The 2,702-nt window shown below is 58.6% G+C and carries 7 protein-coding genes; 6 read left to right on the plus strand and 1 reads right to left on the minus strand.

The window, feature by feature from the left end; genetic code table 11:
• Positions 1-245 precede the first annotated feature (245 nt).
• Positions 246-812 carry an HNH endonuclease signature motif containing protein gene (locus tag EN884_RS32180; protein WP_128360976.1) on the minus strand — a complete coding sequence of 189 codons (567 nt, stop codon included), beginning with the start codon at positions 810-812 and terminating at the stop codon, positions 246-248.
• Positions 813-1,154: 342 nt separating this feature from the next.
• Between EN884_RS32180 and EN884_RS38820 the strand changes: the two genes are divergently transcribed.
• The 6 genes from EN884_RS38820 (at position 1,155) to EN884_RS32200 (ending at position 2,642) form a co-directional block, all read left to right on the plus strand.
• Positions 1,155-1,295, plus strand: coding sequence for a hypothetical protein (locus tag EN884_RS38820; protein ID WP_158515789.1), 141 nt, complete (start codon positions 1,155-1,157; stop codon positions 1,293-1,295).
• Between the two features lie 297 nt (positions 1,296-1,592).
• The gene (locus EN884_RS32185) at positions 1,593-1,814 is read left to right on the plus strand and encodes a hypothetical protein (protein ID WP_063168389.1); all 222 of its coding nucleotides are present in this window, start codon (positions 1,593-1,595) and stop codon (positions 1,812-1,814) included.
• Positions 1,815-1,899: 85 nt separating this feature from the next.
• Positions 1,900-2,085 carry a hypothetical protein gene (locus EN884_RS32190; RefSeq protein ID WP_127224374.1) on the plus strand — a complete coding sequence of 62 codons (186 nt, stop codon included), beginning with the start codon at positions 1,900-1,902 and terminating at the stop codon, positions 2,083-2,085.
• 7 nt (positions 2,086-2,092) lie between these two features.
• Positions 2,093-2,281, plus strand: a complete 189-nt coding sequence (locus EN884_RS32195) for a hypothetical protein (protein WP_063168391.1) — start codon at positions 2,093-2,095, stop codon at positions 2,279-2,281.
• Positions 2,278-2,418: a hypothetical protein gene (locus EN884_RS38825; protein WP_164889328.1), complete on the plus strand. Its 141-nt coding sequence runs from the start codon at positions 2,278-2,280 to the stop codon at positions 2,416-2,418. Before EN884_RS32195 ends, EN884_RS38825 begins: the two co-directional genes overlap by 4 nt.
• Positions 2,415-2,642, plus strand: coding sequence for a hypothetical protein (locus EN884_RS32200; RefSeq protein ID WP_063168392.1), 228 nt, complete (start codon positions 2,415-2,417; stop codon positions 2,640-2,642). The genes EN884_RS38825 and EN884_RS32200 overlap by 4 nt, the downstream gene beginning before the upstream one ends.
• Positions 2,643-2,702 lie beyond the last annotated feature (60 nt).

Here is a 2,702-nt window from a genome sequence, read left to right on the forward strand (position 1 = left end):
GGCCTGATAGTTCACGACTGACGCAGCGCTGATGCCCAACGCCTTCGCGGCGGCGCGCCCGGTGTAGTTCATCGCCGAAAGCCACCGCTTGAACTCCGCGGCAGACATGGAAATGGCCTCTGGAGCGTCGATAGACCGGGTTTTGTTCACTGAATGAATATCCGACCGCTAGGGCATTAATGTTCAGGTCGGAAATTAAATACGCCCATCATTCTATAAATGCAATATGCATATCACATTTTATTTTATGCGACTGGTCGGAACTGCAGCGGCCGCTTTTCCGGCTGCCGGCACCACTCGGGCAGCATATTCAGCAGCCCATTTTCCCGCGCATAGACTTCCATCACGCCCTTCTGAGCATGGTGGTGCTTGCATAGGGCCCAGAGGTTCGACCAGGTGTATTTCAGATCTGGCCGATCCACGACCGGGATGATGTGGTCGACCAGATCCGTCAGCGTGTCACGGTCTTGCTGGGCGCACCAGGCGCAGCAAACATGCCGCTTTCGATAGGCGATCGACAGCCTATCCCATTTGGAATCGTACCCTCTATCTCGAGGCGAGCCGCGGTAATTCCCAGCCTTCACGAGCTTCTGGACGGCGATCGCCATCGGTGCCTGGAAGGGCTTGAACCGCGGCGGCCGGCTGTTTCTTGTCACGGTCGAAAATCCTTCTACGCCTTGGCTGCTATGGGCTTCCGCGTGCCGGGCGGCAAAATGTTTTTCTTTCCTGGACGAAAATTCTTTCCGTGGAGTCTCCCGTTTTTGGCTGGCAACTCGGTCCGGGAGGCGCGCGCGCGCGGGTTTAACCGGCACCCCCTACCCCCTCGAGGCGCCGGCGGCCTGGCGTCGACGAGGTGCGACCCGACGACGACGAGACCGACGAGCGGCACGACGACGAGCGGCGGCACGGCAAGGCGACGAGGCGCGGTTGCGATTGATCCGATTGAGAATGAAGGCGACGGCATGAGCTTGGCCGTGCGGCGCGGCGCGGTGCGACCTGGCAAAGCGCGGCGCGGCCATGCGCTGCAGCTGGACGGCGCGGCGTGGCACGGCATACGCTTATTAATATGCGATATGCATTTATTCTATTGACAAGGCGCGCGGGCATAGGCAAGGTGTGGATAGTCGATTGTGACTGACCACGGAGCCCGACTAATGACACCGCACCTCGCAGCCCTTCGTTACATCACGCTGGCAACGTTCAGCCGCCGCGCGGCTATCCGCTTTGCAATGAACTACGAAGCGACATGCGGCAGTGAAGCGGCCTTTGACGAGTATCTGTCCTATCTCGACTGACAAGCATGGGCGCGCCGCAAGGCGCGCCTTTCTACCCCGCCGACAGTGGCGCAACCGGAGCCTGAAACGAAATGACCCAGCCCAGCCGCTACCAAGTCCGCCGCGCCAAGCGCGCCAGCGCACGGCGTTGGACTGTCATTCGTGAGCGGGCGCTTGTGGCTGTGTTGTGCATGATGCTTGCGCCGCCGTGCGCGTTCATTCTGTATGCCATAGTGCAAGGCGCGGTCATTTGCCAAACGGAAGGCCGCTGTCTCTAACCCTTTCGCCAATCGTGGCGCTGACACTGGAGTCTGAACAATGATCACGCTGACCGAACAACGCACAACCAATATGGGCAATGTGCGCCGTCATTGGGACATGATGCGCGACGGCAAGCACGTTGCGAACCTTGGGAAAGACAATGCACCGTGGTCACGCTGGAGCGTCCTTCCCATCGTCGGCAGCAATGAATGCGACCTTGCCAAATACGATACGTTCAAGAGCAAGGCTGAAGCCCTTGCTTATGCGGAAGCGCTCTAGGCGCGCCTTTCCTTCCATCCTGCCAATCGTGGCGAAACACTGGAGAACGACAATGTTCAATATCTCAATTCGGAAAATCGGCGGCTTGTATCATTGGCGAGTCGGACGGCTTGGCGGCTCAATCTACGTTGCCAAGCGCTTCCAGCCAGTCGGCGCGGCGGCAGACGCAAGGCGCGCGCATGAAGCCTATTGGACAGCGCGCAATGCCGACATGCTGGAGGCGCGCGCCTATCTGGCAAGCCTTCAGACCATGACAGCGAACGATTGGTAGGCGCGCCATGACATTCGCCCTAGTCGCCTTCCTCACCATCAATGGCCACGTCAACGCCTATGTGCTTGACCATGGTTTGACGCATGAAGATTGCGGCGCGGCCATTGCCGCCGCTCTTCCTTCCGACATTCCGAAAGACCTTGCCGCCATGCTTGCCAATGCGCCGCGCGCTTGTGAACTGGAGTCGGGCAAATGATTGTGACTTTTGAAAATCGCGCGGCCGCTGAATCCGCCATTCGTCTTTTGCCGCTGGAATGGCTGATAACCATTCATCCGATACCAGGCACGGAAAAGGTGCGCGTTTTCATAACGCCATGGGAGTCGGGCAAATGATTATCGGAAACCGGAAAGAGCTCGACACCGCGCGCGAAACGTTGCGCGACCAATTCGACGCGATTTGGCTTGCGTCCGATATCATTGAAGCGAAAGAGGCGCGCGCCATTCGCTGCAGCATCAAACTAGACGCGCCGCGCCATAATCACCTTGCGCCGAATTGGCGCATATTCCCAGGCGGCCGATTTGTCGGCGGCAAAGATTGCGGTGTTATCCGCGCCTGAAACTATCCCGCGCGATTGTGCGCACCATTGGAGTTTGAAAAATCATGGCCCTATCATTTC

The sequence above is a fragment of the Mesorhizobium sp. M7A.F.Ca.AU.001.01.1.1 genome (assembly GCF_004022735.1).
In the GTDB taxonomy this organism is placed as follows: domain Bacteria; phylum Pseudomonadota; class Alphaproteobacteria; order Rhizobiales; family Rhizobiaceae; genus Mesorhizobium; species Mesorhizobium ciceri.

Excerpts from the sequence above, each read along its gene's own strand:
- EN884_RS38825 (WP_164889328.1), top strand. The coding sequence starts at position 2,278 with ATGATTGTGACTTTTGAAAATCGCGCGGCCGCTGAATCCGCCATTCGT.
- EN884_RS32185 (WP_063168389.1), top strand. The coding sequence starts at position 1,593 with ATGATCACGCTGACCGAACAACGCACAACCAATATGGGCAATGTGCGC.
- EN884_RS32200 (WP_063168392.1), top strand. The coding sequence starts at position 2,415 with ATGATTATCGGAAACCGGAAAGAGCTCGACACCGCGCGCGAAACGTTG.
- EN884_RS38820 (WP_158515789.1), top strand. The coding sequence starts at position 1,155 with ATGACACCGCACCTCGCAGCCCTTCGTTACATCACGCTGGCAACGTTC.
- EN884_RS32195 (WP_063168391.1), top strand. The coding sequence starts at position 2,093 with ATGACATTCGCCCTAGTCGCCTTCCTCACCATCAATGGCCACGTCAAC.